Source organism: Micromonospora sp. CNZ296, assembly GCF_007827635.1.
In genome coordinates this window covers 77325-103585 of record NZ_VISW01000017.1, presented here as the reverse complement: position 1 = coordinate 103585, position 26261 = coordinate 77325, and the positions used below count along the sequence as shown (strand labels likewise).

The window sequence follows — 26261 nt, the reverse complement described above, 5'->3', positions numbered from 1 at the left end:
TGCGCACCCCTGTCGCGCTCACCACCTCGGACGGTCCCCGATGCACTGCCAGACCTGCGGCGACGCCACGTCCCCGGCCTATGAGGAGTGCCGGCGCTGCGGCACCCGAGTCGGTCAGCCCGCGGTGAGCCCCGGCGTGCCCACGTACGGGGTGCGCGGACTGGCCGTGGCCGGCGCGTCCGCGGTCGGTGCCGCCACCCTGTGCTACCTGCTCACCGCCCTGTTCCCGCTGGTGGGTGTGCGGATGGCCCGCTCGGCCGCCGAGCAGCTCGACCGGGACGTGCTGCTCGGCGCGGTGCTGGCCGAGGTGCTGTTCTCGGTGCCCTACCTGCTCGCGCTCCTGACCGCCGGGACGCTCGTGGTGATCTGGACCTGGCGGGCGCGCAAGAACCTGGACGCGTTCCCGGGCGCGGTGCCGAACCTGAGCCCGGCGTGGGCGATCGCGGGGTGGCTGGTGCCGCTGGCCAACCTCGTCGTACCGGCCCGGGTGCTCGCCGACCTGCTCCGCAACAGCGTGTGGCAGCGCCGCCAGTCGTGGCTGGTCGGGGTGTGGTGGGCGAGCTGGCTGGTGTTCCTGATCGGCGACCGGTTCGTCGCGCGGGCCGAGCAGCAGCGCTACGACCGGCTGACCGAGCTGCCCCGCAACGACGCGGAGTTCGCCACGTACGTGCGCTTCTACGAGGACGCGCTCGCGCCGCGGCTGGTGCCGGCGGTGGCCTGTCTGGTCGCCGGGATCGCGTTCGTCGTGCTGGTCCGCCGGATCTCCGCCGCCCAGCAGGACCGGCTCTCCCGGGCCGTGCCCGTGTGGCCCGGGCAGCCGGTCTGGCCCGGCCGACCGGGCTGGCCCGCGCCCGCCGCGCCGATGCCGGTTGCGCCGACGTCGCCGCAGGTTCCGCCCACCCCGGGTGGCACGATCGGGGCATGACGGAACTGGTCGGTCTCGCCGACGTACAGGCCGCGCGGGAACTGCTCGCCGGTGTCACCCGTACCACCCCGCTGGAGCCGTCGCGGCCGCTCAGCGCCGCGCTCGGCGGGCCGGTCTGGCTCAAGTGCGAGAACCTCCAGCGCGCCGGGTCGTACAAGGTGCGCGGTGCGTACGTGCGGATCTCCCGGCTCTCGGCCGAGGAGCGGGCCCGCGGCGTGGTCGCGGCGAGCGCCGGCAACCACGCCCAGGGGGTGGCGCTCGCCGCCGGGCTGGTCGGCGCACACGCCACCGTCTTCATGCCGGTGAACGCGCCGCTGCCGAAGGTCGCCGCGACCAAGGGGTACGGCGCGCAGATCGAGCTGGTCGGAAACACGGTGGACGAGTCGCTCGTCGCGGCGCAGACCTTCGCCGAGCGGACCGGAGCGGTGTTCATCCACCCGTTCGACCACCCGGACGTGATCGCCGGGCAGGGCACCGTGGCGCTGGAGATCCTCGAACAGTGCCCGGACGTGCGCACCATCGTGACCGGGGTGGGCGGCGGCGGCCTGGTCTCGGGCATGGCGGTGGCGGCCAAGGCGCTGCGTCCCGACGTACGCGTGATCGGGGTCCAGGCGGCGAGCGCCGCCGCCTTCCCGCCCTCGCTGCGGGCCGGCGAGCCGCTGCGGCTGCCCTCGTTCGCGACGATCGCCGACGGGATCGCGGTCGGCCGTCCGGGCGAGCTGACCTTCACCCATGTCCGCAAGCTCGTCGACGACGTCGTCACGGTCTCCGAGGAGGACATCTCCCGGGCGTTGCTGATGCTGCTGGAACGCGGCAAGCAGGTGGTCGAGCCGGCCGGCGCGGTCGGCGTGGCGGCGCTGCTGGCCGGCGCGGTGGAGGTGACCGCGCCGGTCGTCGCGGTGCTCTCCGGCGGCAACATCGATCCGCTGCTCATGCTCCGGGTGATCGAGCACGGCCTGGCGGCGGCGGGCCGGTTCCTGCGGATCACCGTGCGCTGCACGGACCGGCCCGGCCAGCTCGCCTCCCTGCTGAGCGAGATCGCCGAGCACCGGGCCAACGTGGTGGACGTGGTGCACCAGCGCGCCAACCCGCATCTGCGCCTCGGCGAGGTGGAGGTGGCCCTGTCCGTGGAGACCCGCGGGGTGGAGCACTCGGACACGCTGATCAGCGCGCTGCGGGCCAGCGGCTACCAGGTGGTCTTCACCGGCGAGGGCTGAGCGCTCGGCGGAACGCGAACGCCCCGGCCGGATGATCCGGTCGGGGCGTTCGGGTGTGCGGCTCGGGTCCGAGGAGGGCCTGTCAGCCTCGGTCGGGTTCGGGACCCGAGCCGTCCGGCGCGGGTCCGGAGGGGTCAGCCGCTGTACGGCTCGAAGGAGACGATGGTCACCTTGATATCGGCGCCGCTGGGCGCCGTGTAGGTGCAGGTCTGCCCTGCCTTGCCGCCGAGGATGGCCTTGCCGAGCGCGGACTCGGGGCTGTAGACCGTGAGGTCGGTGGTGGAGGCGATCTCCCGGGAGCCGAGCAGGAAGGTCTCGCTGTCGTCGGCGTCGTCGTCGAAGTAGATCTTCACGACCATGCCCGGCGACACCGCGTCGGTGTCCGGCGCCTCGCCGACCTTGGCGGTGCGCAGCAGCTCCTTGAGGTAGAGAATGCGGCCCTCGGCCTTGCCCTGCTCCTCGCGGGCGGCGTGGTAGCCGCCGTTCTCCCGCAGGTCGCCCTCCTCGCGCCGGGCGTTGATCTCGGCGGCGATGACCGGTCGGTTGGCGATCAGCTCGTCGAGCTCGGCCTGCAGACGGTCGTAGGCGTCCTGGGACAGCCAGGTGGCGGGCGCCTCGTTTCCATTTGTGGACACAGGCGGTCTCCTCGATTGGTGCGGACTGGCTGACAGGTGAACTTGCAAGGCTACCAGTGCGGGTCGCGTCGAGGTGTGATCAATCACCCCGGGTGCCGGCGGCGGGACCGGGGTGCGGTGGCCGGCGACTCGCCGGCGGTCCGGCTCAGCCGGCGGGCCGGCAGCGCAGGACCTCGCCGATGAACGGCCGGGCGCTCGTGGGGACCTCCTGCCGGGTCCGGATGTGGCGCTGGCCGGGCTCCGCGGTCACGGTGGCCTCGGCGCTGCCCACCTGGGCCCCGTCGTGGGAGCGGGCCCGCAGCAGACAGGTGGCGGAGCCGCCCGGTGGCACGGTGACCCGGAAGTCGACCACCACCCGGGAGTCGGTGATGTCGGTGTAGCTGATCATCTCGCCCTGGTACTCCGGGTCGCCGTACTGGTAGTAGAGCTTCGCCGCGCCCAGGCCGAGGACGGCGAGCATGACCGTCACCGTCAGGGCGAGCAGGACCGGCCGGCGGCGCCCCGGCTCCCGGCGGCGGCCGTAGCGGCCCGGCGGGAAGACCGTTGCCTTCGCGGCGACTGTGGCGTGCGTCTCGCTCACCGGCGGGTATCTCCTGGCGTTGTTGTCGGCGGCATCGGCAAGAATGGCTAGGTCCATCTTCCCAGCCCGGCGCTGAGTCAAGGATGGCAGGTCGGCCTGGACCGGCGGGCGTGGCCCTGGCCACTCCGGTGGCGGCCCCCGACCGGCCGTCACGGGGGCTTTCGCGGGCGCGGGGGGAGATTCCGGCAGGTCAGCCGGCCGGCCCGGGGGTCGGTCGGCGGGCACAGACGAGGAGCGCCGAAGGTGGCAGAACAGCTGCGTCTCATGGCGGTGCACGCCCATCCCGACGACGAGTCGAGCAAGGGCGCCGCCACCATGGCGAAATACGTCGCCGAGGGGGTGGACGTCCTGGTCGTCACCGCCACCGGTGGCGAGCGGGGCAGTGTGCTCAACCCCAAGATGGACCGCCCCGACGTCTGGGCGAACATCGGTGACATCCGGCGGGCCGAGATGGACGCCGCCCGGGCCATCCTCGGCGTCGAGCAGGCGTGGCTCGGTTTCGTCGACTCCGGGCTGCCCGAGGGCGACCCGCTGCCGCCGCTGCCGGAGGGCTGCTTCGCCCTCCAGGACGTGGACGTCGCAGCCGCGCCGCTGGTGCGCCTGATGCGGCAGTTCCGCCCGCACGTCGTCACCACGTACGACGAGGAGGGCGGCTACCCGCACCCCGACCACATCATGACCCACAAGATCACTGTGGCGGCGTTCGACGCGGCCGGTGACCCGGACCGCCACCCCGAGCTGGGCGAGCCGTGGCAGCCGCTGAAGCTGTACTACGACGTGGGTTTCTCCCGCGCCAAGATCATGAGCCTGCACGAGGCGGTGCTCGCCGCCGGGCTCGAGTCGCCGTACGGCGAGTGGATGAAGCGCTGGGACGAGCGCCCCGACAAGGGCGCCCGGATCACCACCCGGGTCGAGTGCGCCGACTACTTCCCGGTCCGCGACGACGCGCTGCGCGCGCACGCCACCCAGATCGACCCGGACGGCTTCTGGTTCCAGGTGCCGATGGAGTTGCAGAAGCGCGCCTGGCCGACGGAGGACTTCCAGCTCGCCCGCTCGCTGGTCGACAGCCCGCTGCCCGAGTCCGACCTGTTCGCCGGCGTACGAGAGGCGTGCCGTGCCCACTGACCCGGCCGGGGTCTACCCTGGTGCTCAGTCGCACATCGGAGGAACACCATGCTGACCACCGTCGAGGTGCTCGCGCAGAACAACTTCGGTGACACCCGTACGGGTGGTCTGGCCGGTCCGATGGGCCTCTTCCTCATCGTCGCGCTGGCCACCGTCACCGTCCTGCTGATCCGCAACATGAACGCCCGGCTGCGCCGGCTGCCCGACCGCTTCCCGCAGCAGGGCACCCCCGGCCGGGCCGATTCCGCAGTCGCCGATCCGACAGACGGGCTCGTCGAGCAGGATTCACCGACGAATGCGCCCAACGGCTCCCAGCAGCACCGGAACAGCTGAACACCGCGTGAATCACGTCGAAGCCGGTTGTCGCCCCCTGTTGCGACCACCGGCTTTGGCTTAGCCTTCCGCCGGGGGGACCGTCAGGCCCCGGACCCTGCGCGGAAGGGGGACGCCGATGTCGAAGACAGCACCGGCCCCCGACCATGCCCCGGCCCGACCCGTCGACGGGGCGGCCCCGTGACCACCGAGCCGGCCGACCGTTCCCCCGACCGGATCGGCCTGCGCGGGACACCGGTGGGCGTCGTCCTGCTCACCGTCGCGGTCGCGCTGACCGGTCTGCTCGCCGCCGCGCTCGGCCTCACCGTCCCGTCCCACCTGCCGGCCGACCACCCGCTGCCCGGTCCGGCACGCTTCGGCATCGCCATCGTCGCGTTCGCGGTGGCCCAGCTCGCCCGGCTGCGCTTCCGTACCGCGTCGGGCATGGTGAGCATCACCTGGGGCGAGGCCGCGCTCGTGGTCTGCCTCTGGCTGGTGCCGGCGGGCTGGCTCCCGGCCGCGGCCCTGCTGGGCGTGGGCGCCGCCTGGACCGTGATGTCGATGGTCTCCGACCGCCGTCCGGCGCTGGAACTGGTGGCGATCGCCGGTTCGCTCACCGCCGCCACCGCGCTCGCCGCCGCGGTGGCCACCGCGCTCGGCCCGCCGCTGCTCGCCGCGCCCACCCCGGAGCTGGCGCTCACGCTCACCGCCGCCGCGGTCACGTACCTGCTCACCACCGCCTTCCTGGGCGCCGTCACGCTCGCCCTGCGGCACGGCATCGCGATCGGTCCGCCGCTGCTCGCCGCGCTGCGCGGCAAGCTGCTCATGTTCGTCGGCAACGTGGCGGTCGGCCTGGTGGTCGTCGCGCTGCTCGAACTCGACGCGCGCTGGCTGCTGCTCCTGCCGCCGCCGCTCTGGCTGCTCCAGCAGACCTACCGCCACCGGCTCCGGGCCGACCAGGAGCGGCGTACCTGGCGGGCGTTCGCCGAGGCCACCGCCGCACTCAACCAGCTCGACGAGCGCGGCGTGGCGACCGCCGCGGTGACCGGGGCGCTCACCCTGTTCGGCGCGGAACTGGTCGAGGTCGACGTGGCCCGGGGCGAGGGACGCTGGCGCCGCTACCGGGCCGACCGCGGCGGGCAGGTACGCGACCGGGAGGTGGAGCCGTCCGCCGGCGCCGACGCGGGGGAGCACGAACTGGTGCGCCGCCTCGCCGTGGGATCCGCCGACGTCGGCCGCCTGCGGGTGCGGTTCGCCCGGTCCGCCCCGCCGAGCGCCCGGGAACGCGACGGCGTGGCGGCCTTCGGCGACGCGCTGGCCGCCGCCCTGCACGACGCCGCCACGCACCGGGAGCTGCGGCTGGTCACCGCCCGCTCGTCGTACGACGCGGTGCACGACCAGCTCACCGGACTGCTCAACCGGGCGGCGCTGCTGGCCAAGGGGGACCAGGCGCTGCGGCAGCGCGCGCACGACCACCCGGTGGCCCTGCTGCTGCTCGACGTGAACCAGTTCAAGGAGGTCAACGACACGCTCGGGCACTCGGCGGGCGACCAGTTGCTGCGGCTCACCTCCAACCGGCTCGCCGCGCTGACCCGGCCGGGTGACCTGCTCGGGCGCCTCGGCGGCGACGAGTTCGCGCTGCTGCTGACCTCGGTGCCGCTGGTCGAGGACCGGACGGCCCCGCTGGCGTACGCGCTGCGCCAGGCCCGGGAGGTCGCCGAGCGCCTCGCCGCACCGACCGAGGTGGCCGGGGTGCGGATGTCCGTGGAGGTCGCGGTGGGCGTCGTGGTCGCCGACGCGGGCGCGGCCGACCTGACGGAGCTGCTGCGGCGCGCCGACATCGCCATGTACCAGGCGAAGGAGGGCGGCGGCAGCGTCGCCGCGTACGACAGCTCCCGCGACGCGGCGAGCACCGACCACCTGGCGCTGCTCGCGGAGATGCGGGAGGCTCTCGCCGCCGACGACCAGCTGGTGCTGGCGTTGCAGCCGGCGGTGGACCTGGCGACCGGCGCGCCGACCGGGGTGGAGGCGCTGATCCGGTGGCGGCATCCGCGCCGGGGCTGGCTCGGCCCGGCCGACTTCATCCGCCCGGTGGAGAACAGCGAGCAGCTCGGCAGCTTCACCCGGTACGTGCTGGACAAGGCGCTGGAGGTCGCCTCCGGATGGGCGCGGGACGGGCTGGACGTCCCGATCTCGGTGAACCTCTCCGCGCGCAGCCTGCTCGACCCGCGGCTGCCCGCCGAGATCGAGGAGGCGCTGCGCCGCCACCAGGTGCCGCCGCACCGGCTGGTCCTGGAGATCACCGAGACGGTGGTGATGAGCGAGCTGGAGGTCATCGACGAGGTGCTGGCCACGCTGCGTGGTATGGGCGTGCAGCTCGCCGTGGACGACTTCGGCACCGGGTTCTCGTCGCTGACGTTCCTCACCCGCATCGCCGTCGACGAGTTGAAGGTGGACCGCTCGTTCGTGCTCCGGATGGCCGACTCGCCGGAGGCGGCGGCGATCGTCCGGACCACCGTCGGGTTGGCCCACGAACTGGGCCTGCGGGTGGTGGCCGAGGGTGTCGAGACCGCCGAGCAGCGCACCGCGCTGGCCGAGCTGGGCTGCACCGCCGCCCAGGGCTATCACTTCTTCAAGCCGATGCCGGCCGACAAGATCGCCGCAGTGCTCGCGTCGCTGCGCGACGCCGCCCGGGGCAACGTCTTCCCGCTGCGCGCCGACGGCGCCTCCTGACCGGTCCGTCCGCCGTGGACGGGGCAGCGGAGGACGCCCGGCCGGTCCTACGCTGCTGGCACGGCGGGCACGACAGGCGTCCCCGCTGACGTCCACACGGGGAGGACGACGATGAGACGTTCCTGGCGACGGATCCTGCTCGCTTCGACCATGGCGTTGACCACCGGCGCCGCCGGCCTGGTCATGCCCGCGCCGGCGCAGGCCCGGCCGGCGGAGTCCTGGTCGTTCGCCGTCACCGGCGAGCCGGGTGATCCGATCACCGCCGGCAACTCCTACTCCTACAGCTCCGCCGCACCGACACCGGGCGACGAGATGAACGCGTGGGGCCACGACCAGCAGCACTTCGGGATGGAGTTCTGGAGCGACGCCGACAACACCTGGCGTCTGGAGATCAGCGCCCCGGCCGGCCAGCCGCTGAAGGCGGGCGACACCTACCAGAACGTCGGCCAGCCGGACGGGAGCGGCACGGCCGGCATCCGCCTCTACAACGGCGGTTGGGGGCGCTCCTGCGCGCAGAGCACCGGTTCGTTCACGGTCCTCGACGCCGCGTGGGGGCCCTTCGACTACGTCGAGCGCTTCGACGCCACCTTCGAGATCCGGTGCGAGGGCGCGACCGGCGGTCTGCGCGGCCAGGTCCACATCGGCAACCCGCCGCCGCTGCCGGCGCTCGACGTCACACTGACCGTCGATCCGGTCGCGACGGTGGACAACAAGGGCATCGCCACCGTCCGCGGCTCGATCACCTGCACCCGGGCGGACTCCTTCTCCATCGCGGGCGAACTCGTCCAGGAGCAGAAGAAGGCGGGCACGGTGCGCGGCTACTTCTCACCCCACATCCCGTGCGTTCCGGGCCAGGTGGTGCCGTGGTCGGCCACCACCTACCCGGCCGACGTCAAGTTTCAGCGCGGCACCGCCCAGGCGGTCAGCGAGATCCTGGTCCGCGACTTCGAGTACTGGAACGAGTTCACCGTGCGGGACACCTCGACGCTCACCCTGACCCGGTGAGACGGCGGCCGGGCCGGGACCACGACCCCGGCCCGGCCGCCGCACTCGCGCCGCACCGGCTCCGCGCGCTCGCTAAGGTCGGGTGGTGAACCGACTCGCCGAGGCCACGTCGCCCTACCTGCTCCAGCACGCCGACAACCCGGTCGACTGGTGGCCCTGGTGCGACGAGGCGTTCGCCGAGGCGAAACGGCGCGACGTGCCGGTGCTGATCTCGGTCGGCTACGCGGCCTGCCACTGGTGCCACGTCATGGCCCACGAGTCGTTCGAGAACGAGGCAGTCGCCCGGCTGATGAACGACGACTTCGTCTGCGTCAAGGTCGACCGCGAGGAGCGCCCCGACGTCGACGCGGTCTACATGACCGCCACCCAGGCGATGACCGGGCAGGGCGGCTGGCCGATGACCGTCTTCGCCACGCCGGACGGCACCCCGTTCTTCTGCGGCACGTACTTCCCCCGCGCCAACTTCATCCGGCTGCTCGGCTCGGTCGCCACCGCCTGGCGCGACCAGCGCGAGGCGGTGCTGCGGCAGGGCACCGCAGTGGTCGAGGCGATCGGCGGCGCGCAGGCCGTCGGCGGCGTCACCGCCCCGCTCACCGCCGAACTGCTCGACGCCGCCGCGAGCCGGCTCGCCGGGGAGTACGACGAGACGAACGGCGGTTTCGGCGGCGCACCGAAGTTCCCGCCGCACATGAACCTGCTCTTCCTGCTCCGGCACCACCAGCGCACCGGCTCGGCGCGCAGCCTGGAGATCGTCCGGCACACCTGCGAGGCGATGGCCCGCGGCGGCCTCAACGACCAGCTCGCCGGTGGCTTCGCCCGCTACTCGGTGGACGGCCACTGGACCGTGCCGCACTTCGAGAAGATGCTCTACGACAACGCGCTGCTGCTGCGGGTCTACACCCAGCTCTGGCGGCTCACCGGCGACCGGCTGGCCCGCCGGGTGGCCCGCGACACCGCCCGCTTCCTCGCCGACGAGCTGCACCGCGCCGGTGAGGGCTTCGCCTCCGCGCTCGACGCGGACACCGAGGGCGTCGAGGGGCTCACCTACGTCTGGACACCCGACCAGCTCGTCGAGGTGCTGGGGGAGGACGACGGCCGCTTCGCCGCGGACCTCTTCGAGGTCACCGCCGACGGCACGTTCGAGCACGGCACCAGCGTGCTGCGGCTGGCCCGGGACGTCGACGACGCCGACCCGGAGGTGCGGGCCCGCTGGCAGGACGTGGTGGGCCGGCTGCTGGCCGCCCGCGACACCCGGCCCCAGCCCGCCCGCGACGACAAGGTGGTGGCCGCCTGGAACGGGCTCGCGATCACCGCCATCGCGGAGTTCCAGCAGGTCGCCTCGCTGCTCGTGTCGCCCGACGACGAAGACGCGAACCTGATGGACGGCGTGCTCATCGTCTCCGACGGTGCGATGCGGGACGCCGCCGAGCACCTGGCCACCGTGCATCTCGTGGACGGCCGGCTGCGCCGCGTCTCCCGGGACAAGGTCGTGGGTCAGCCGGCCGGGGTGCTGGAGGACTACGGCTGCGTCGCCGAGGCGTTCTGCGCGATGCACCAGCTCACCGGCGAGGGGCGGTGGCTGACGCTGGCCGGTGAGCTGCTCGACGTGGCGCTGGCCCGGTTCGCCGGCCCGGACGGCGCCTTCTACGACACCGCCGACGACGCCGAGCGCCTGGTCACCCGGCCCGCCGACCCGACCGACAACGCGACCCCGTCGGGCCGGTCGGCGATCGTCGCGGCGCTCGTGGCGTACGCGGCGCTGACCGGCGAGACCCGCTACCGGGAGGCGGCCGAGAAGACGCTGACGACAGTCGCGCCGATCGTCGACAGGCACGCCCGGTTCACCGGGTACGCCGCCACCGTCGGCGAGGCGCTGCTGTCCGGGCCGTACGAGATCGCTGTGGCGACCGGCGACCCGGAGGGCGACCCGCTGGTGGCCGCCGCCCGGCGCCACGCCCCGCCCGGCGCGGTGGTGGTGGCCGGCGCCCCGGACCAGCCCGGCGTGCCGCTGCTGGCCGGGCGGCCATTCGTCGACGGGAAGCCCGCCGCGTACGTCTGCCGGGGCTTCGTCTGCCAACGGCCGGTGACCGGCGTCGAGGAGCTGGTCGCGCAGCTCGGCTGAGCGGAGTGGGCCGGGCCGCCCTCACGGTCCGGCCCGGCACCGGCCCTTATAGGCTGGCGGCGCTATGGACTCCCGTACCGGTCTCCCCGTCGTGGGCATGGTGGGTGGCGGCCAGCTGGCCCGGATGACCCACCAGGCCGCCATCGCTCTCGGCCAGTCGCTGCGCGTGCTGGCGCTCGCCCCGGACGACGGTGCCGCGCTGGTCGCCGCCGACGTCCAGTACGGCGACCACACCGACCTGGCCGCGCTGCGCACGTTCGCCAAGGGCTGCGACGTGGTCACCTTCGACCACGAGCACGTCCCCAACGAGCACATCCGCACCCTGACCGACGAGGGCGTGAAGCTGTTCCCCCCGGCCGAGGCGCTGGTGCACGCGCAGGACAAGCGGGTGATGCGGGAACGGCTCGGCGAGCTGGGCGCGCCGAACCCGGCCTGGCGTCCGGTGGAGTCCCCGGCCGACCTGATCGCGTTCGGCGAGGAGACCGGCTGGCCGGTGGTGCTCAAGGCCGCCCGGGGCGGCTACGACGGGCGCGGCGTCTGGATGGTCGACGACGCCGGTCAGGCCGGTGAGCTGGCCGCCACGCTGCTCGCCGGTGGCACCCCGCTGCTGGTCGAGGAGCGGGTGGCGCTGCGCCGGGAACTGGCCGTGCAGGTGGCGCGCTCGCCGTTCGGGCAGGTCGCCGCGTACCCGGTGGTGGAGACGGTGCAGCGCGACGGCATCTGCGTCGAGGTGCTGGCGCCCGCGCCCGACCTGCCCGAGGAGCAGGCCGTGGCCGCGCAGCAGCTCGCCATCGACCTGGCCACCGCGCTCGGCGTGGTCGGCCTGCTCGCGGTGGAGCTGTTCGACACGCCGTCCGGGCTGGTCGTCAACGAGCTGGCGATGCGGCCGCACAACTCCGGGCACTGGACCATCGAGGGGGCCCGGACCTCCCAGTTCGAGCAGCACCTGCGGGCGGTGCTCGACTACCCGATGGGGGACACCTCGCTGACCGCGCCGGTCGTGGTGATGGCGAACGTGCTGGGTGGCGCGCCGGGCGGCAGGTCCATCGACGAGCGGCTGCACCACCTGTTCGCCGCCGAGCCCGGGGCCAAGGTCCACCTGTACGGCAAGCAGGTGCGCCCGGGCCGCAAGATCGGGCACGTCACGGTGCTCGGCAACGACCTGGACGATGTACGGGCCCGGGCCGCGCGTGCCGCCCGCTGGCTCCAGGAGGGGCACTGATGAGCACCGTCGGGCTGATCATGGGCAGCGACTCGGACTGGCCGGTCATGAAGGCCGCCGCCGAGGCGCTCGACGAGTTCGGCGTGCCGTACGAGGTTGGTGTGGTCTCGGCGCACCGCACCCCGGTCAAGATGATCGAGTACGGACGGGCCGCGGCCGGTCGTGGCGTCCAGGTGATCATCGCGGGCGCGGGCGGAGCGGCTCACCTGCCCGGCATGGTCGCCTCGGTCACCCCGCTGCCGGTGATCGGTGTCCCGGTGCCGCTGAAGTACCTGGACGGCATGGATTCGCTGCTGTCCATCGTGCAGATGCCGGCCGGGGTGCCGGTCGCCACCGTGTCGATCGGCAACGCTCGCAACGCCGGCCTGCTCGCGGTACGCATCCTGGGCGCTTCGGATCCGGTGCTGCGCGACAGGATGGCCGCCTACCAGGCGAGCCTGGAGGACCTGGTCGCGGAGAAGGATGCCGCGCTGCGCGCCTCCCTGATCTGACCGTCTCGTCACTCTCTGTTTCCCAGGTGTCTGGTCGCTCAGCGTGACCGGCCGGGCCGACGCGTGTCTGTGCCCTCCGCCGACTTTGCTCTGCAGCCATCGGCGCAGCACGGCTCTGGCCTGCAACCCGGCCTCGCGCCCCCAAACGGCTCGGCGGCGGCCATCGTCACAGTTGGTGACTGCTGCGTCAGTGGGTGCAGAGCAAAGGCGGCAGAGGGGCATCATCCCCGCCGCAGCCCGTCGACACGGAGCGTGACCTGATCAGTCGCGTCCCAGGCCCGACCGGGACCGGCTCACCGCATGCCGCGCAGGGCGGTCTGGAGGCGCTCCTGGGCACGGCGGCGGCGTTCGTTGCTCGCCCCCAGCACCAGCAGCACGATGCCGACCGGGATCAGGACCAGCCACGGGCCGAGGCTGAACAACGCGTGCACGGCCGCGATAGCGGTCACCGTCGCGCCGACGATCACCGGGGCCTGCTGCCGGCTGGTCGAGCCGAAGATCAGCACCGCGACGGCGCCGAGCAGCAGCAGCACCTGACGCAGCATGCTGGATTCGGTCGCGATCACGATCGCCAGCGTGGGCAGGAACGCGGTGACCAGCGCCGGCCCGTACGCCACCCAGCTCGACAGGTCGGGCCGGTGCCGCAGTTGCAGGACGCCGACCAGCAGGGCCAGCGCGGCGAACGGCAGCGTGTACGCCTCCGGCAGCGCCACGTCGGCCACCCGCATCAGGATCCACCAGGCGCTGATCTCGCAGGCCACCACCGCCCAGAACAGCAGGTTGCGCTCCATCGGACGACGTCCCGGACGGCTGGCCGCCACCCCGAGGACCGCGCCCCAGGCGGCCAGCAGCGCGGCGATGTGCCGGGGCGAGTCGTACGCCAGCGCCAGCGCGATGAGCGCCGCCCCGTAGCCGCTCCACTCGACTGTGGCCGCCTCCCGGTACGCCTCGGGACGGCGCAGCCGGGGCAGCGTGGCGGCGAACACCTGCAACGCCGCGCCGACGGCGAGCACCCCGAACGCGGACCAGACGGCCGCCAGCCCGGACTTCAGGCCGATCGTGAGCACGAACAGCTGAGCCATCACCGAGCCGAACAACCAGCCCAGGATGCGCGCCCGCTGGGTGGTGCCGAACAGCGCGGCGACAGCACCCACGCCGACCGCCCCGCCGAGCGTGAACACGGTCAGGTCGCTCGTGGCGAGGCTGCCGGCCAGCCCGGCGCCACCGGCGGCCAGCCCCAGCGCGAAGACCAGCACCCGGGCCACCCGGATCGACCGGCCCGGCTCGGCGATCGCCGGTGGCGGGGTCAGCGCCAGCCCGAGCATCGAGATGGTGAACACCGCGAGCGCGGCAAGCGCGGTCACCGGCCAGCCCCGCCCCAGCGCCACCGGCGTGATCAGCAGGGTGATCGCCGCGCCGGGCAGGATCACCGGCACCGCCCGGGACCGCCGGCCGCCGCTGAACCCGGTGGCGGCCAGCGCCGCGGTCACCGTCAGCAGCAGCGCGGTGAGCACGTGCGTGGGGTTGACCGCCTCCGGCGGCGGGGTCAGCAACTCCGGTGGTGGCCCCTGCCACACCCGGCCCAGCACCGCGAACGGCGAGAACAGCGCCACCACGAGTGAGGGCGCCAGCGTGGCCAGCGCCAGTGCGGTGGGCAGCGCCGCGGCGGCGAGCGCGCCAGCCGCCGGGCTGACCCGCCAGCGCAGCTCGGGATCGTCCGGGGCACGTCGTAGCGCCCCGTTGAGCAGCACGGTCCAGCGGCGTACCGGCCGGCCCGAACCGGCGGGCGGGACGGTGGCGGCCCGTACCAGTTCGGCGAGCACACCGAGCAGCGCGGCGGCGGCGGCGAACACGCCCGCCGGCAGGCCGACAGCGAGCGCCGCGGCGGCGGTCACTGTGGCCGCGCCGACCACCGCGACGCTGGCGTACGGGAGGTATTGCGGCACCTGCCGGCGTACCGCCGCGATCGCGGCCAGCCCGATGCTGGCGGCGGCGAGCGCGGCGGTGAGCACCACCTGCGGTGGGCGGCCGTACTCGACTGCCAGCGCGGCCACCGCGCCGGGCAGCGCGAGCAGTGCGGCTCCGGCGCCCGCGCCGCCCACCTGCACCAGGTGCGGCGGCATGCCCTCGCTGCGGATGTCGTCGACGAGGGAAGGCGCGAGCGTGCGGGCCACTGCGGCCACCGTCGCGCCGATCAGCGCGATGCTGCCCAGCGCCAGCGCTGTCGTCCACGGCCGTACCAGCCCGGCCCCGGCCGCGTGCAGCGCCACCACCCCGGCCACTGTGGCCCGGGACAGCGCGGCCCGGGGATCGACAGCGGCCGCGGCGGCCATGCCGTAGACGGTGGCCACCATGCAGCCGACCAGCACCGGGGACCACCAGGGCAGGTCGAACGCGGCCGGTGCGCCCACCGTGGCGAGCACGGCGGCCAGGCCGGAGACGTCGTACTTCCACGGCGGCGGCAGCAGGATCGCCGCGGTCACCCCCAGCAGCGCCAGCGCGACCGGGGCCTGCCAGGTCGACCCGCCGGTCGGCGCGGCCGGCCAGCCGGACAGGTCACCGGCCCAGATCGGGCCGGGGGTGGCCAGCACGCCGAGTCCGCCGCGCAACGCGCTCCAGGCGGCGATCAGGCCGATCAGCGTGCCACCGGCGGCGATGCCGAGAATCGGGCCGCGCCGCCACTCCTCGGGCAGCGCGCGGGCGGCCACCGCCACCAGCAGCACCAGCGCGGAGGCCACCACGAGCTGACCGCCGGGGGCGAGCACCGCGGCGATCCGGGCCAGCGTGGCGACGAGCGCCACTGTGGTGGCGGCGAGCGCCAGGTCGGACCCGTCGAGGGACATGTCCGCGCGGCGGCCGGCGTCGATGCGTGGGGCGAGCGCCAGCAGCGCGGCGGCGACCAGGAGCAGACTCCCCACCCACGCGTCGGCCGAGGTCGCGCCCGGCGCGCCGAACGCGGCGGCGGCGACCGCCACCGCGCCGAGCACCGTACCGAGCGCGTGCGGCATGCTCAGGTGCCGCTGCGCCACCTGCACCAGGGCGGCGTAGCCGAGCGTGACGCAGACGGCGAGGAAGCTCGCCGCGAGGATCGGCACGGTGATCTCGCGCAGGTTCGCCGGTGTGGCGACCGGCGGCGTCGGCACCGTGGCCGCCACGAACGCGGCGACGGCACCGGGCAGGGCGAACGCCGCGCCGCCCGCGGCCCAGGAGCAGACCGTCTCCGTCGCGGCGGCGGCGAGCCGGACCCGCGGGGCGAGGGACACCAGCGCCCCGGCCAGGAACAGAACAGTCAGCGCGGCGGCGGTGAGCGCCGGGCGGGCGAGCGAAGCACCCGCGCCGACCAGGCCCAGCCCGGCCGCTGTCACCGCGTGCGCCACAGCGGACCGTTCGGTGCGTGCGGTCAGCCCGAGCACGCCGACCGCTACCGCTGTGAGCAGCATCGGCCAGCAGGCCGCCGCCCAGCCCAGACCGAGCGACGCGGGTACGGCGAGCGCGGTGAGCGCCGCGCCGACCACCGCGAACTCGCGCCGGATCTCGGCCGGCAGCGCGATCACGGCGGCGATCGTGAGCAACGACGCGCTGGCCGCGAGCTGCCAGCCGGTCGGGCCGACCGCCCGGGCCAGCTCGGCGTGCCATCCGGTCAGATCCGCCGACCACGCCGGCAAGGCGGCCCGGACCGGGGCCAGCCCGGCGCGCAGCGCGCCACCGGCCACCACCAGGCCGCTGACCGTGAGCGCCACCGCGGAGGCGATCTGCGGGCCACGCCGGGCCGTCTCCGGTACGGCCCGGACGGCGAGCCCGGTCAGCGCGATGACGGCAGAGATGAGCAGCAGGGACCGGCCGGGCAGAGCCACCGAGGCGACCCGGCCGAGAGCGCCGATGACCGCCAGCGTGAGGATGCCGGCGCCCACGTCCGGCAGCGGCGGCCGGCGCAGCACGAGCGTCCCGGCCAGCGCGACCAGGGCGGCGAGCAGCAGCACCGTGCCCGCGGCGGCGGCCGGCGGCACCGTGGTGGCGCGCAGCAGTCCGGTCACCGCGTACGCCAGCGCGACAGCGACCGCCACGCCGTGCAGCAGCCAGGTCAGCTCGGGCAGCCACGGCACCGGCCGGGCGGTGGCGGTGGCGGCCGGACCCGGTGGTGTCTCACCGCCCAGCACCTCGGCGGACTCCTCCGGCGCCGACTCGGGCCGGTCGTCGTCGGCGCGCTGCCGGGGCGGGACGGGAGGTGCCTGCTCGGTGACGGGCAGGTCCCGCCGGACGGGCCGCTCGCGTACCACCGCCGAGCGCGCGAGCGCCAGGTCGAGCACTGCCACCACGGTCAGCACCAGCGCCCAGCCGACCGGCCCGGTGATCCGCTCGTACGCCAGCAGCGGCAGCACCGGCTGGGCGGCCAGCACTGTGGCGAAGCGTGGCGCGCGCAGACCCGTCCCGTACGCGTACCCGAGAGCGACGAGCGTGGTGACCAGGAAGATCGTCCCGGCGAACGCGGCACCCGACGAGCCGCCGCCGATCCGGTCCACGGCCCAGAGCGCGTACCCGGCCAGCGGCACCAGCAGCAACCCGACCGCGGCGATGGTCTCGGCGGTGGAGGTGAGCCCGCGCCGGGCCAGCACCGGCGGGGCGAGCAGCATCAGCGCCGTCGCCACCAGCAGCACGCCAAGGCGGGCCAGCGCGTCCATCGAGCTGGTGGCGACCGCGGCGAAGACCACCGCGGCGACGCCGAGCAGGAGCGCGCCCAGCCCGAGCGGGATGTTCTGCACCTCGCGCGAGGACGCCTCGGGCGGGTGCTCCGGGTCGTCCGCGTCGAGCCAGCGCGGGCGGCCGCGCGGCGGCGACGGGGGCAGGTCCTCCGGCGGGCCGGGCGGCGGGGTGCCCTGGCGGGGCACCCGGGGCGGCGCGCCGGTGGCGGCGGTGGGCGGGCGGCGGCCGGGCCGGCGGCGCAGCACCCGGCGCGGCCGGGTGGCCTGCCGGATCCGTTCCTCACCGGCGTGCGCCAGGATGTCCCGCTGGAAGAGGGCGGCCTGCATCTTCGCGGCGATCTGCCGCTGCTCCCGGGCGATCTCGGCGTCGCGGGCCTTCATCTCGGCGATCGAGCGCTCGATGTCGGCCAGGTGCTCGGCCCACTGCGGCTGGTGCGCGCCGCAGTGCGGGCAGACGACGGCGGGCTTGATGTCCTGCCCGCACGAGGCGCACCTGAAGCTCTCCACGACAGTCTCCCGTCCGCCCGTGCCCCCGCACTGTGGACCTCCCAGAGGCAGCATGCCTTGAGTGGGCCGGGATTTCGACAGTTGCCGCCGCGTTCGGGACAACAAAAACGGACCGGCCGCCGGGAGACGTTCCCCGGCGGCCGGTCCGCGCGCTCAGCGGATCAGGGGCGACCCATGCCGCGGTACTCCCAGCCGGCCTGCGTCCACAGTGTGGAGTCGAGGCAGTTGCGCCCGTCGACCACCTTGCGGCCGTTCGCCAGCTCGCCCAGGGCCACCGGGTCGGCGTTGCGGAACTCGGCCCACTCGGTGAGCACGCAGACCAGGTCGGCGCCGCGGACGGCGTCGTTCATCGTCTCCTCGTACGTCAGCTCGGGCACCGCCCGGCGTGCGTTCTCGACCCCCTGCGGGTCGAACACGTGCACGTCGGCGCCGGCCTTGCCGAGCAGCGAGGCGACCGCGAGCGCCGGCGCGTCGCGTACGTCGTCGGTGTTGGGTTTGAACGTGGCGCCGAGCACCGCGACCCGCGTGCCGGACAGGTCCGGGCCGGCCGGCCCGGAGCGGCGGCCGAGCAGTTCGGCGGCGAGCTGCACCACGCGGCTGCGGCGGCGCTGGTTGATCAGGTCCACCTCGTGCAGGAAGCGCAGCGCCTCACCGGCGCCCAGCTCCTGCGCGCGGGCCTGGAAGGCGCGGATGTCCTTGGGCAGGCAGGCGCCGCCGAAGCCGAGCCCGGCCTGGAGGAAGCGGTTGCCGATGCGCGGGTCGTAGCCGATCGAGCGGGCGAGCTGGGTGACGTCGCCGCCGGCCGCCTCGCAGACCTCGGCCATCGCGTTGATGAAGGAGATCTTGGTGGCGAGGAACGCGTTCGCGGCGACCTTGACCAGCTCGGCGGTGGCGAAGTCGGTGACCACCAGCGGCACCTCGCGGTCCTCGGTGGCGGCGAGGTCGAAGACGCCTTTGTGGGCGGCGAAGAGCATGCCGTTGGCCCACTCGCTCTTGACGCCGACCACGATCCGGTTCGGACGCAGCACGTCGTCGACGGCGAAGCCCTCCTGGAGGAACTCGGGGCTCCACGCCACCTCGACGCCGAGGTCGGCCGGGGTGTGCTTGCCGACGAGCTGCTCCACCCACTCGGCGGTGCCCACCGGCACGGTGGACTTGCCGACGATCAGCGCCTTGCGGGTCAGGTGCTGGGCGAGGCTGGTCACGGACGCCTCGACGTACGACAGGTCGGCGCCCATGCCGTCGGCCCGCTGCGGGGTGCCGACGCAGATGAAGTGGACGTCGCCGAAGTCTGCGGTCTCCTGGATGTCGGTGCTGAACCGCAGCCGGCCGGCGGCCAGGTTGCGCCGCAGCAGCTCGTCGAGGCCGGGCTCGTGGATCGGCACCTCGCCCGCGTTCAGCTTGGCGATCTTGTCCGCGTCGACGTCGAAGCCGAGCACCTCGTAGCCCAGCTCCGCGTAGCAGATGGCGTAGGTCGCACCGAGGTAGCCGGTGCCGAGGAAGGTCACCCGCGGGCGGGCGGCGCCGGACGGCGGGGTCACCGCGGCGATGGCGGGCATCGGCTGGGTGTTCGGGTACGGAATCGTCACGCCTGTCTTCTCCGCTCGCACTGGCGGCGCTTCCACGCGTCGCATTCTGCTGGGGCGCCGAGGCCGGGCACCGAGGGAACTGGATGTCTGCTGTGAGGGTAATGGGGTTGGGCGGGCGAGGCTCGGGCGCGAGCCTACCCGCCGGTAAGGTTCGGCCGGGGCCGGTGGCTATCCTTCAGTTTGCGGCAGTCGTCGGCCCCCGGGCGGCACAGACTGCGCATGATAGCGGTGAAAGGGGAGGGCCGACATGGCCGCAGAGCAGTCGTTCGACGTCTACCGGTTGCCGGAGGAACACGAGGCGATCCGGGAGGCGGTCCGTGAGGTCTGTGCGGCCAAGGTGGCTCCGCACGCCGCCGAGGCGGATGAGACAGGTGAGTTCCCCAAGGCGTCCTACGAGGCCCTGCGGGCGGCCGACTTCCACGCCCCGCACATCCCGGTCGAGTACGGCGGCGCCGGCGCGGATGCGCTGGCCACGGCCATCGTGATCGAGGAGGTGGCCCGGGCCTGCGCGTCGTCCTCGCTGATCCCGGCGGTGAACAAGCTGGGCACCATGCCGCTGCTGCTGGCCGGCTCCGAGGAACTCAAGCGCAAGTACCTCACCCCGGTCGCGGCCGGGGAGGGCATGTTCTCCTACTGCCTCTCCGAGCCGGAGGCGGGCAGCGACGCCGCCGCGATGACCACCAAGGCGGTACGTGACGGAGACCACTGGGTGCTCAACGGCGTGAAGCGGTGGATCACCAACGCGGGCGTTTCCGAGTACTACACCGTGTTCGCCGTGACCGATCCCACAGCGCGCTCGAAGGGCATCTCCGCGTTCGTGGTGGAGAAGTCCGACCCGGGCGTCAGCTTCGGCGCCCCGGAGAAGAAGCTCGGCATCAAGGGCTCGCCCACCCGTGAGGTCTACTTCGACAACGTCCGGATCCCGGCCGACCGCATGATCGGCGCCGAGGGCACCGGCTTCGCCACCGCGATGAAGACGCTGGACCACACCCGGGTCACCATCGCCGCCCAGGCCGTCGGTATCGCTCAGGGCGCGCTGGACTACGCCAAGGGCTACGTCCAGGAGCGCAAGCAGTTCGGCAAGCCGGTCGCCGACTTCCAGGGCATCCAGTTCATGCTCGCCGACATGGGCATGAAGCTGGAGGCGGCGCGGCAGCTCACGTACGCCGCCGCCGGCAGGTCCGAGCGCGGCGACGCGGACCTGACCTACTTCGGTGCGGCCGCGAAGTGCTTCGCGTCCGACGCCGCCATGGAGATCACCACCGACGCGGTCCAGCTGCTCGGCGGCTACGGCTACACCCGCGACTACCCGGTCGAGCGGATGATGCGGGACGCCAAGATCACCCAGATCTACGAGGGCACCAACCAGGTGCAGCGCATCGTGATGGCGCGTCAGCTACTCAAGGGCTGACCGCAGGCGTTCGGGCGGGCGGGCCGGTGCGTACCGGCCCGCCCGCGCTCGTTCAACGGCTCTCGGTGCCCTCCGGCCGGCCGGCGCCGCGCGGGGGCGCGGACCACGGCGACTCGCCGCCGGTGCGGCGGGGCAGCGGCTCGGTCGGGGTCTCGGGGTACGCCAGCGTGAGCGGCGGCGTGTCCGGGTCCTTCGCCGGCGCCGGGGGCCAGTCGGTGAGCGCCGGCTTGTGCTCCACCGGCGCGACGGCCGGGGTCAGCTCCGCCTCGGCCGTCGCGGGTGTGGCGGGACGCCGCCAGCGGCTCGTGCTGAACACCGCCATCAGCAGCAGCACGCCGATGAGGAACAGCGTGCCGTTGTCCAGCGGGTCGCGCAGCGGCAGCGGGTCACCGAGCAGCTTCAGGTCGTCCGGCACCCGGTCCCGCACGCTGAACGGCGCGACGAACAGCCCGAGGTACGGGACCGCGAGCAGCAGGCCGGCCACCAGCGGGCCGAACGGCGAGAAGCGCAACGTGCCGAGCAGGCCGAGCAGGATGCCGGCGACGCCCAGATAGACGGCCGGCTCGATCAGGTTCGGCGTGCTGTACGTCCCGATCTCCACCCAGCGGTCGACGGTCCGCTCAGATCCGTCCTGACCGAGCGTGACGAGCACCCAGGTGACGGGCGCCACCGCCAACCCGGCGAGGAAGCTCCAGAGATGTCGCATCCGCGCACCGTACCGTTTTCGGCATGACAGATCATCCCGCGGTCCCGCCGGGTAAGCCCACGTCGTACTCCCGCGTCACGCTCAGTCGCATCATGACCGCGGTCGATGTCAATCTGTACGGGACCGTGCACGGTGGGGTACTGATGAAATTCGTGGACGACGTCGCCGGCGCGGCGGCGGCGCGGCACAGCGGCGGCACCGCGGTGACCGCGTCCATCGACGAGATCGTCTTCTCCGAGCCGGTCCGGGTGGGCGATCTCGTGCACGCGCACGCGCAGATCAACTGGACCGGACAGACCTCGATGGAGGTCGGGGTGAAGGTGGTCGCCGAACGCTGGGACTCGGCCGAGGAGGAACCGGTCCGGGTCGCCACCGCGTACCTGGTGTTCGTGGGCGTCGACGTGGGTGGCACGCCCCGGCCGGTCCGCCCGGTGCTGCCCGAGACGCCGGAGGACGAGCGCCGCTTCCGGGAGGCCGAGATCCGGCGCGCGCACCGGCTCGCCCGGCGCCGCGCTATCCAGGCCCACCGCGCTGGCTGAGGTGTAAGGAAGGGCCCCTTGTTAACGCCTGCGGTAGAGGAGGGGACCCCTGTTAACACCCCCCCCGGGCCTACCCGCGCCGCCTCCACCGGCGGCAGACACCCGCGGAGGGCGAGGTGTTAACAAGGGGCCCTTCCTCTGCACGAGGCGTTAATAGGGGGCCCTTCCTTACACGCGAGCCACATGGGGTGGGGGTTCGGGGTGTGGGCGGGGCACGCCCCGTACGGCGTACCCGGCGCGGACAATGGCGGCACGAGGTAGGGCAAGATGGCGCCACGGCCCCGGCACACCGTCGTGGCGGGCCCAGGGGAGGGTGGAACAGTGGCTGACGTGCTGTGGACGCCGCCGGCGGACGTGCGGGAGCGGTCGCGGATCGGTGACTACCTGCGCTGGCTGGCCGAGCACCGCGGGCTGGAGTTCGCCGACTACGACGCGCTGTGGCAGTGGTCGGTGACCGACCTGGACGCCTTCTGGCGCTCGATCTGGGACTACTTCGACGTGGTCGCGCACACCCCGCCGACCGCCACCCTCACCGGCCGGGCCATGCCGGGCACCCGCTGGTTCCCCGGCGCGACGCTCAACTACGCCGAGAACGTGCTGCGCATGCCGGGGCTGGGCGACGACGACCCGGCGGTGATCGCGCACGGTCAGACCCGCGCGCCGGAGACGCTCACCGCGGCCGAGCTGCGCGAGCGGGTCCGCCGGGTGGCCGCCGGGCTGCGCCGCCTCGGTGTCGGGCCGGGCGACCGGGTGGCCGCGTACGCGCCGAACATCCCGGAGACGTACGTCCTGCTGCTCGCCACCGCCAGCCTGGGCGCGATCTTCTCCTCCTGCGCGCCCGAGTTCGGCACCCGCAGCGTCACCGACCGCTGGCAGCAGATCGAGCCCACGGTGCTGGTCGCCGTGGACGGCTACCGGTACGGCGACAAGCCGGTCGACAGGCGCGCCGAGGTGGCCGCGATCCGGGCCGCGCTGCCGTCGCTGCGGCACACGGTCGCCATCGCGTACCTCGATCCGGACGGCCCGGCCCCCGACGGCGCGCTGCCGTGGGCGGAGCTGGCGGCGGCGACGGACGAGCCGTTGACGTTCACCCCTGTCGCCTTCGACCACCCGCTCTACGTGCTGTACTCCTCCGGCACCACCGGCCTGCCCAAGCCGATCGTGCACGGCCACGGCGGCATCCTGCTGGAGCACCTCAAGATGCTGGCGCTGCACCACGACCTGGGCCCGTCCGACCGGTTCCTGTGGTTCACCACGACCGGCTGGATGATGTGGAACTTCCTGGTCTCCGGCCCGGCGGTGGGCGCGGCGATCGTGCTGTTCGACGGCAACCCGGGCCACCCCGACCTGGGCGCGCTGTGGCGGCTGGCCGCCGACACCGGCACCACGTACTTCGGTACGTCCGCGCCGTTCCTGCTGGCCTGCCGCAAGGCCGGGCTGGTGCCGCGCGAGGTCGCCGACATGTCCGCGGTGCGCGGCCTCGGCTCGACCGGCGCGCCGCTGCCGGCCGAGGGCTTCACCTGGGTGTACGAGAACGTGAGCGACCGCCTCCAGCTCCAGTCGCTGTCCGGCGGCACGGACGTGTGCACCGGGTTCGTCGGCGGCGTGCCGCTGCTGCCGGTGTACGCGGGGGAGATCGCCTGCCGGGCGCTCGGCGCGAAGGTGGAGGCCCGCTCCGCCGACGGCAGCGCTGTGATCGGGCAGCTCGGCGAGCTGGTGATCACCGAGCCGATGCCGAGCATGCCGGTCGGGTTCTGGAACGACCCGGACGGCGCCCGCTACCGGGAGGCGTACTTCGAGGTCTATCCCGGGGTGTGGCGGCACGGCGACTGGATCACGGTGAACGAGCGCGGCGGGTGCGTGATCACCGGCCGGTCCGACGCCACGCTCAACCGGGGCGGCGTACGCCTCGGCACCGCCGAGTTCTACTCGGTGGTCGAGGGGCTGGACGAGGTGGTCGACTCGGTCGTCGTGCACCTGGAGGACGACGAGGGCGGCGCGGGCGAGCTGCTGCTGTTCGTGGTGCTCGCCGAGGGCCTGGAACTCGACGACGAGATGCGGCGCAAGATCTGCCGGGAGCTGCGTACCGCGCTGTCGCCGCGGCACGTGCCGGACGAGATCCACCAGGTCCGGGCCGTGCCCCGCACGCTGAGCGCGAAGAAGCTGGAGGTGCCGGTCAAGAAGATCCTGACGGGTACCCCGGTCGACAGCGCGGCGGCCAAGGGCGCCCTGGCCAACCCGGAGTCCCTGACGGCGTTCGCCGCCCTGGCCCAGCGCCGGGCCACCGCCGACAGCCCCGCTCCGCCTCGCTGATCTCGCACTCTCCGCCCCGCCGCCCCGCCGCCCGCCCGTTGATCTTGCACTTTCCGCCCCGGCGAAGGGGGCGAATCACCCGTCCCGAGGGCCGAAACCGCAAGATCAACGCGGGGGAGAGGAAGGGGCGGGCGTCAGGTCAGGGTGTGGGTGGTCTTCTCGGTTTCGGCGCGGGAAGGCAGGCGGGCCGGGTCGGGGTGGGCGCACGCGACCACGCTGGCGCCTGCGGTCAGCGGGGTGAGCAGCCAGTCGACCGGGTCGGGGTGGGTGGTCACGTCGACCAGGAGGCGGTCGCCCTGAGCCAGGCCCAGCTCGGTGGCGCGAGCCTGTGCGCGGGCCAGCAGCGCCGCGTCCGCCTCGCCGCCGGCCGGGTACGGCGTGAAGTGGTCGCCGTGTCCGCGTACCGCGGAGACGAAGTCGGTGCAGCCGGCCGGCACCTGCCGCATCGGCAGCGCGAACGGGTCGAGTGCCAGCGCGTACCGCTCGCCGGCCGGCCACCCGGCCGCCTCGTCCGCCCGGCCGACGGCCACGAACAGTGCCTCCACCGGGCCCGGCGTGCCGGTCACTGTGAGCTTCGCCGACCAGCAGCCGAGCAGCACGGCGGCGGTCTGCCAGTGCGGCGGCAGCAGCACCCCGGCCGCGTCGCCGGGCGCGGCGCCGACCTCGTCGGTGAGCAGGTTCGCGGTCTTCGCCACCCAGTTCGCGAGCGTCGCCCCGGAGAGTTCGGTGCGTTCGCCGGTGGCGTCGTCGTACCAGGTCAGCAGCGGTCGGGTGGGGTCGGTCGCGATCGCGTCGGCGAACACCCGGGCAATGTTGTCGGCCATCGGCGCGAACGATACGCGCCCCGCGTGCGTACTCGATGACAGCGACAAGTCGGCGTACCGTCGGGTCGCGGTCAGCGCCCCGCGCCCGGCCCGGCGTAGGCTTGCCGAGAGTGTTATTCCCCACAACTGCGCCACCTGAGGAGTCGCCCCGTGACCGCCGGTCGCCCGCCCCGCGTTCTCATCGACGCCACGAGTGTCCCCGCCGACCGTGGCGGCGTCGGTAGATACGTCGACGGACTGCTCGGCGCGCTGGGCCGGGTCTGCGGCACCGGCGTCGACCTGGCCGTGGTCAGCCTCCGCACCGACCTGGAGCGCTACACCCGGATGCTGCCCGGCGCGGAGGTGATCCCCGCCCCGGCGGCGGTGGCGCACCGGCCGGCCCGGCTGGCCTGGGAGCAGACCGGCCTGCCGCTGCTGGCCCAGCAGGTCGGCGCCGAGGTGCTGCACTCGCCGTTCTACACCTGCCCGCTGCGGGCCGGCTGCCCGGTCACTGTCACCGTGCACGACGCGACGTTCTTCACCGAGCCGGAGCACTACGACAAGTCGCGCCGGACGTTCTTCCGCAGCGCGATCAAGACCTCGCTGCGCCGGGCGAACCGGGTGATCGTGCCGAGCAAGGCCACCCGCGACGAGCTGATCCGGCTGCTGGACGCCGACCCGACCCGGATCGACGTCGCCTACCACGGTGTCGACCAGGACGCGTTCCACGCGCCGGGTGACGAGGAGAAGGCACGCGTCCGGGCCCGCCTGGGGCTCGGCGACAGCAGCTACATCGCGTTCCTCGGGGCCAAGGAGCCGCGCAAGAACGTCCCCAACCTGATCCGCGGCTGGGCCCGGGCGGTGGCCGACCGGCCGAACCCGCCCGCGCTGGTGGTGGCCGGCGGCCAGGGCCACGACGACGACATCGACCGCGCGGTGGCCGAGGTCCCGTCGCACCTGCGGCTGCTGCGCCCGGGTTACCTGCGCTACGCCGACCTGCCCGGCTTCCTCGGCGGCGCGCTGGTGGCGGCGTACCCCTCGTACGGCGAGGGCTTCGGCCTGCCGATCCTGGAGGCGATGGCGTGCGCCGCCCCGGTGCTCACCACGCCGCGCCTGTCCCTGCCCGAGGTGGGCGGCGACGCGGTGGCCTACACCAGCGAGGACCCGGACCAGATCGCCACCGACCTCGGTGCCCTGCTGGACGACGAGCAGCGGCGGCTGTCGCTGGCCAAGGCCGGTTTCGACAGGGCCAAGGAGTTCACCTGGGAGTCCAGCGCGGAGGTCCACATCGCGGCGTGGCGACGGGCCCGGTCCTGAGCGTCGGCT

General features: G+C 73.9%; 19 protein-coding genes. 13 read left to right on the top strand and 6 right to left on the bottom strand.

The genetic code is table 11. The features are described from left to right. The first annotated feature begins 136 nt into the window (after positions 1 to 136). Positions 137 to 925: a DUF4328 domain-containing protein gene (locus FB455_RS25640; RefSeq protein ID WP_232236674.1), complete on the top strand. Its 789-nt coding sequence runs from the start codon at positions 137 to 139 to the stop codon at positions 923 to 925. Continuing rightward, positions 922 to 2142: a threonine ammonia-lyase gene (ilvA, locus tag FB455_RS25635; protein WP_013284132.1), complete on the top strand. Its 1221-nt coding sequence runs from the start codon at positions 922 to 924 to the stop codon at positions 2140 to 2142. The genes FB455_RS25640 and ilvA overlap by 4 nt, the downstream gene beginning before the upstream one ends. Before the next feature lie 134 nt (positions 2143 to 2276). Here the strand turns inward: ilvA and greA are convergent, their stop codons facing one another. Both greA and FB455_RS25625 read right to left on the bottom strand, forming a co-directional pair. Then, on the bottom strand, positions 2277 to 2777 hold the full coding sequence (greA, locus tag FB455_RS25630) for a transcription elongation factor GreA (protein WP_013284133.1): 501 nt from the start codon (positions 2775 to 2777) through the stop codon (positions 2277 to 2279). 145 nt (positions 2778 to 2922) lie between these two features. Further along, positions 2923 to 3357: a DUF4307 domain-containing protein gene (locus tag FB455_RS25625; protein WP_145755114.1), complete on the bottom strand. Its 435-nt coding sequence runs from the start codon at positions 3355 to 3357 to the stop codon at positions 2923 to 2925. A gap of 243 nt (positions 3358 to 3600) precedes the next feature. Between FB455_RS25625 and mca the strand changes: the two genes are divergently transcribed. From mca to purE, 7 genes are all read left to right on the top strand, one after another. Next, positions 3601 to 4482 (top strand): mycothiol conjugate amidase Mca, encoded by an 882-nt coding sequence (mca, locus tag FB455_RS25620; protein ID WP_013284135.1) that lies wholly within the window; start codon positions 3601 to 3603, stop codon positions 4480 to 4482. A gap of 48 nt (positions 4483 to 4530) precedes the next feature. After that, entirely contained in the window at positions 4531 to 4815 is a 285-nt protein-coding gene (locus FB455_RS25615; RefSeq protein ID WP_013284136.1) for a hypothetical protein, read from the top strand. 180 nt (positions 4816 to 4995) lie between these two features. Continuing rightward, the gene (locus FB455_RS25610) at positions 4996 to 7527 is read left to right on the top strand and encodes a putative bifunctional diguanylate cyclase/phosphodiesterase (protein WP_030271218.1); all 2532 of its coding nucleotides are present in this window, start codon (positions 4996 to 4998) and stop codon (positions 7525 to 7527) included. A gap of 111 nt (positions 7528 to 7638) precedes the next feature. Then, the gene (locus FB455_RS25605) at positions 7639 to 8532 is read left to right on the top strand and encodes a hypothetical protein (protein WP_114919476.1); all 894 of its coding nucleotides are present in this window, start codon (positions 7639 to 7641) and stop codon (positions 8530 to 8532) included. 85 nt (positions 8533 to 8617) lie between these two features. Then, the gene (locus FB455_RS25600) at positions 8618 to 10654 is read left to right on the top strand and encodes a thioredoxin domain-containing protein (protein ID WP_145755113.1); all 2037 of its coding nucleotides are present in this window, start codon (positions 8618 to 8620) and stop codon (positions 10652 to 10654) included. 64 nt (positions 10655 to 10718) lie between these two features. Then, the gene (locus tag FB455_RS25595; RefSeq protein ID WP_030271213.1) at positions 10719 to 11876 is read left to right on the top strand and encodes a 5-(carboxyamino)imidazole ribonucleotide synthase; all 1158 of its coding nucleotides are present in this window, start codon (positions 10719 to 10721) and stop codon (positions 11874 to 11876) included. Next, positions 11876 to 12367, top strand: coding sequence for a 5-(carboxyamino)imidazole ribonucleotide mutase (gene purE / locus FB455_RS25590; protein ID WP_013284141.1), 492 nt, complete (start codon positions 11876 to 11878; stop codon positions 12365 to 12367). The genes FB455_RS25595 and purE overlap by 1 nt, the downstream gene beginning before the upstream one ends. A 293-nt stretch (positions 12368 to 12660) precedes the next feature. Here the strand turns inward: purE and FB455_RS25585 are convergent, their stop codons facing one another. Together FB455_RS25585 and FB455_RS25580 are read right to left on the bottom strand one after the other, a co-directional pair. After that, positions 12661 to 17574, bottom strand: a complete 4914-nt coding sequence (locus tag FB455_RS25585) for an SCO7613 C-terminal domain-containing membrane protein (RefSeq protein ID WP_145755112.1) — start codon at positions 17572 to 17574, stop codon at positions 12661 to 12663. Positions 17575 to 17735: 161 nt separating this feature from the next. Beyond that, entirely contained in the window at positions 17736 to 19163 is a 1428-nt protein-coding gene (locus FB455_RS25580; protein WP_013284143.1) for a UDP-glucose dehydrogenase family protein, read from the bottom strand. A gap of 247 nt (positions 19164 to 19410) precedes the next feature. On the opposite strand from FB455_RS25580, the gene FB455_RS25575 reads away from it, so the two are divergent. Then, complete coding sequence (locus FB455_RS25575; RefSeq protein WP_013284144.1) at positions 19411 to 20574, top strand: acyl-CoA dehydrogenase family protein; 1164 nt, start codon at positions 19411 to 19413, stop codon at positions 20572 to 20574. Positions 20575 to 20626: 52 nt separating this feature from the next. Here FB455_RS25575 and FB455_RS25570 read toward each other — a convergent pair whose 3' ends face one another. Then, complete coding sequence (locus FB455_RS25570) at positions 20627 to 21280, bottom strand: hypothetical protein (RefSeq protein ID WP_145755111.1); 654 nt, start codon at positions 21278 to 21280, stop codon at positions 20627 to 20629. Positions 21281 to 21303: 23 nt separating this feature from the next. Between FB455_RS25570 and FB455_RS25565 the strand changes: the two genes are divergently transcribed. Next, positions 21304 to 21819: an acyl-CoA thioesterase gene (locus FB455_RS25565; protein ID WP_013284146.1), complete on the top strand. Its 516-nt coding sequence runs from the start codon at positions 21304 to 21306 to the stop codon at positions 21817 to 21819. A gap of 321 nt (positions 21820 to 22140) precedes the next feature. After that, the gene (locus tag FB455_RS25560; protein WP_030271208.1) at positions 22141 to 24132 is read left to right on the top strand and encodes an acetoacetate--CoA ligase; all 1992 of its coding nucleotides are present in this window, start codon (positions 22141 to 22143) and stop codon (positions 24130 to 24132) included. A gap of 134 nt (positions 24133 to 24266) precedes the next feature. Here the strand turns inward: FB455_RS25560 and FB455_RS25555 are convergent, their stop codons facing one another. Then, the gene (locus tag FB455_RS25555) at positions 24267 to 24956 is read right to left on the bottom strand and encodes a TIGR03089 family protein (protein WP_145755110.1); all 690 of its coding nucleotides are present in this window, start codon (positions 24954 to 24956) and stop codon (positions 24267 to 24269) included. Between the two features lie 150 nt (positions 24957 to 25106). Here FB455_RS25555 and FB455_RS25550 point away from each other — a divergent pair, with 150 nt between their 5' ends. Next, entirely contained in the window at positions 25107 to 26252 is a 1146-nt protein-coding gene (locus tag FB455_RS25550; RefSeq protein ID WP_013284149.1) for a glycosyltransferase family 4 protein, read from the top strand. The last annotated feature ends 9 nt before the right edge of the window (positions 26253 to 26261 follow it).